The organism is Caballeronia sp. (genome assembly GCF_049581465.1).
In the GTDB taxonomy this organism is placed as follows: domain Bacteria; phylum Pseudomonadota; class Gammaproteobacteria; order Burkholderiales; family Burkholderiaceae; genus Caballeronia.
Window position 1 is genome coordinate 1 of the sequence record NZ_JBAUSA010001307.1, and the last position, 4,171, is coordinate 4,171.

3 protein-coding genes are annotated in these 4,171 nt (G+C 57.5%); all 3 read left to right on the forward strand.

Translation table 11 applies throughout. The annotated features are described in order from the left end of the window. Positions 1-338 (forward strand): aldehyde dehydrogenase family protein (locus WCA53_RS31710; protein WP_423921020.1); only part of this gene is annotated, 338 nt, incomplete at its 5' end. 150 nt (positions 339-488) lie between these two features. Then, positions 489-1,520: a D-cysteine desulfhydrase family protein gene (locus WCA53_RS31715; protein WP_423921024.1), complete on the forward strand. Its 1,032-nt coding sequence runs from the start codon at positions 489-491 to the stop codon at positions 1,518-1,520. Positions 1,521-1,785: 265 nt separating this feature from the next. Next, on the forward strand, positions 1,786-4,171 hold a 2,386-nt coding region (locus WCA53_RS31720), incomplete at its 3' end, for an ATP-binding protein (RefSeq protein ID WP_423921027.1).

Sequence of the window (4,171 nt, forward strand, 5' to 3'; positions counted from 1 at the left end):
ATATGAGCATCTATCGAGAAGAGATTTTCGGGCCGGTCCTGTCGGTGGTCCGCGTGCCTGATCTCGCGAGTGCGATAGCGCTTGTCAACGCGCACGAACTGGGGAACTGTGTAACGCTTTTCACCTCCGACGGCGGCGCGGCGCGCACATTCACCCGGCAGATTCAGGTGGGCATGGTGGGCATCAACGTGCCGAGTCCGGTGCCGGCGGCGTGGCATTCGTTCGGCGGCTGGAAGCGATCGCTGTTCGGCGATCATCACGCGTACGGCCAGGAAGCGGTGCGCTTTTACACGCACTACAAGAGCGTCATGCAGCGCTGGCCCGACAGCATCGCGTAAGGAGTCATCTCCCGCAATCATAACCGCGCCTTACACCCGATGGACGGCAGCGAAACCGCTGGGACCTCGCTGCTCATTCGATATAATTGGCAAGCTGTGCATATGACCTGGAACAATTCTCGGTGCGGGATCAACGATCGCGGAAAACCTATGACCCAGCCTACGACCCTCGAATCAACCCCCAAGCTCAATCTCTCGAAGTTTGCGCGTCATGCTCTTCTTGAGGGGCCAACACCGATTCAGCATCTTCCTCGCCTGAGTACTCATCTTGGCGGCGTGAATGTTTTCGTCAAGAGAGACGATCTGAACGGCCTGGGTGGCGGCGGTAACAAGTTGAGAAAGCTTGAGTTCCTGATCGGCGAAGCGTTGGCCGCCGGAGCGGATACGATCATTACCGTCGGTGCCCGACAATCGAATCATGCCCGGTTGACCGCCGCCGCGGCGGCGCGTGTCGGTCTCAAATGCGAGCTTGTCCTGACAAGGGTGGTGCCGCGTTTCGATGGCGACTATATAGACAACGGAAACATCCTGCTGGATGACTTGTTCGGTGCGCGCGTGCACGATCTGCCCGGGTCCGCCAATTCCCTGCAATTCGCGCAAGAGCGCGCAAGCGAGCTGCGTGGGCAGGGCCGAAACGTCTACGTGTGCCCGCTCGGCGGCTCAAGTCCCATCGGATGTTTGGGGTATGCAGATTGCGCGGCCGAAATCGTGGGTCAATCGCGTGCCGAGGGTTTGTCCTTTGATCGTATCGTCGTGCCTAACGGAAGCGGCGGAATGCATGCGGGACTTGTTGCCGGTCTTGTCGCTCTTGGCCTAAACCCGTCGCTCGTTGCTGGGTTCACGGTGTATGGAAATGCCGAGCAGGCTCACGCCATCACACTTGATAAAGCCAATCAAACGGTCCGACTTATCGACGCGAATCTGAGCATTGATCATGATGCGATTTCAATTGATGAAGGCCAGCGCGGATCGGGCTACGGAATCCCAACCGACAGTATGCGTGCGGCGGTTCGCCTGATGGCATCGACGGAAGGTCTCCTTCTCGATCCGGTCTATGGCGGAAAGGCGTTTGCGGGTCTCGTGGAGAGCGTCACGTCCGGAGAGCATCGCCCGGGACAGAACGTTCTGTTTGTAATGACCGGCGGCCTACCCGGGCTATTCGCGTACCGAAGCGAGTTCTGACGCTTGACGTTCGCGGAAAATCGAATCACCGGCCCGCGTTTGATCCGCGTTTAATCCTTTAATCGATCCCAATATCTGATGCGGGTTGGGCGCGCAAGTTCGGCATCATCTATGAGACTATCATTGTGTCTGGCGATGGGGAAAACGCCCCACCCAGCGTCGGCGTTTCCTCTAAAAATAATATTGCCCACGATTGCGGAATTTCGGGAGCCCATTCTCTCTGTGAAAGAAGCGGTTTTTCGTCCTGACGACGCGAGTGTTCTCAATGGCAGAGGATTCCGAGTACATATTGGAGCCGCTTCGCGAGGAGGCGGACTTCACTCTCTACCGCGGCAGAGAGCTCGGCAACCCGATGCCGATCCTGGCGCTCGCCGCTGAACAGCCCTCGCCTCAGAGCCTCCGGCGGCTCCAGCAAGAATGGTCGCTAGCGACCGAACTCGATGCGGCATGGGCAGCTCAGCCGCTCGCACTGACTCGTCGCCAGGGACGAACGGTCCTTATTCTTAGGGATCCCGGTGGTGAACCGTTGGATCGGGTCATCGAGCATCACAAGGGCCAGCCACTCGATCTGATTCGCTTCTTGCGCATAGCCATCGGTTTTACAGCAGCACTGAGCCTCGCCCACCGGCAAGGTCTCATCCATAAGGACGTCAAGCCTGCAAACGCCCTTGTCGACGACTCGGGTCACGTGTGGCTGACGGGCTTTGGCATCGCGTCCCGTCTCCCCCGAGAGCGGCTGCCGCCTGTGCCGCCGGAGATGATTACCGGCACATTAGCCTATATGTCGCCTGAACAGACCGGGCGCATGAACCGCTCAGTCGATTCTCGCAGTGATCTCTATTCCCTGGGGGTCACGCTTTACGAACTGTTGACGGGCAGCCTCCCTTTCACCGGCTCCGACGCGATGGAATGGGTGCACTGTCATATTGCAAGACAGCCCCTTCCCCCCGGAGAACGAACGCCAGATATCCCGCCTCCAGTCTCGTCCGTCATCATGAAGTTGCTCGCCAAAACGGCTGAAGAGCGATACCAGACAGCAGTGGGACTTGAGCGCGATCTTCAGCGATGTCTAAAGGAATGGGAATCTCGTGGACGCATCGGCGAGTTCCCGCTCGGCGAGCACGACACGCCGGATCGGCTGCTGATTCCCGAAAAATTGTACGGGCGAGCATCTGAAATCAACACACTATTAGCGTCCTTCGATCGGGTCGTCGCGGGAGGGTTTCCGGAACTCGTGCTTGTTTCCGGCTATTCGGGTGTCGGCAAGTCGTCCGTTGTCAATGAACTCCATAAACCACTCGTTCCGCCTCGAGGGCTTTTTGCGTCAGGCAAATTCGATCAGTACAAGCGCGACATCCCTTACGCGACCTTAGCGCTTGCCTTCCAGAGCCTCATCCGTCCAATCCTGGTGAAGAACGAAGAAGAGCTGGGCCGCTGGCGCGATGCGATCCGCGAGGCGCTCGGTCCCAATGGTCAGCTCATGGTGGACCTGGTTCCCGAATTGAAGCTCATCATCGGCGAGCAGCAGCCTGTTCCGGAACTTCCGCCACAGGATGCGCAAAGTCGCTTCCAGTTGGTAGTCCGTCGATTTATCAGCGCATTCACGCGGGAGCATCCCCTTGCTCTCTTCCTCGACGATCTGCAATGGCTTGACGCGGCTACGCTGGATCTGATGGGGGATCTACTCACGCATCCGGACGTGAAACGTGTGATGTTGATCGGTGCCTATCGCGATAACGAAGTGGCCCCCACCCATCCGCTGATGCGCAAGCTGCAAGCCATTCGCCAGGCTGGAGCGATAGTGCATGACATCGTACTGGCGCCTCTGACGCGTGACGACCTGGAAGAGTTGCTTGGAGATTCCCTTCATTGTGAGCGGGGGCGTGCCAGCCCGTTGGCGGAACTCGTCGAGGAAAAGACTAGCGGCAATCCATTTTTCGCCATTCAATTTATATCTGCTCTCTTCGAAGAGGGATTACTCGTTTTTGACCATATCGAAGGGCACTGGTCTTGGGACCTGGATCGCATTCACGTCAAGTGTTTTACCGACAATGTCGTGGACCTGATGGTGGGGAAGTTGAATCGTCTGCCCGCCGGGACGCAGAAAGCACTCCAGCAGCTTGCGTGCCTTGGGAGCAGCGCCGACTTTGCCATGCTACGCGTGGTTTATCAGGACTCGAGCGAGGAAATGCATGAACAGCTTTGGGAAGCAGTCCGAACGGGCCTCGTTTCCCGATCTGAAGATGCTTACCGGTTCCTGCACGACCGTGTGCAGGAAGCAGCGTACTCGCTAATCCCCCAAGAACTGCGGGCAGAGGCGCATCTGCGAATCGGCATGTTGATGGCATCACACACCGCTCCCGACAAACTCGAGGAAGGGATCTTCGAGATCGTCAATCAACTTAACCGTGGATCTGATCTGATCACATCGGTTGCGGAGCATGAACGCATTGCGGAATTGAATCTTATCGCGGGTAGGCGCGCAAAGATCTCAACGGCGTACGCCTCGGCACTTAAGTATCTCCAAGCCGGACGTGGATTATTGACGGACGAGACGTGGAATCACAATTACGACCTTGTCTTCCCGATTGAATATCTCCTGGCCGAATGCGAAGTACTGACCGCCGATATGTACACGGCTGAAAATCGGC

What these genes read in the sequence shown, in the direction of transcription:
- WCA53_RS31715 (WP_423921024.1), top strand. Translation starts at nt 489, where the DNA reads ATGACCCAGCCTACGACCCTCGAATCAACCCCCAAGCTCAATCTCTCG.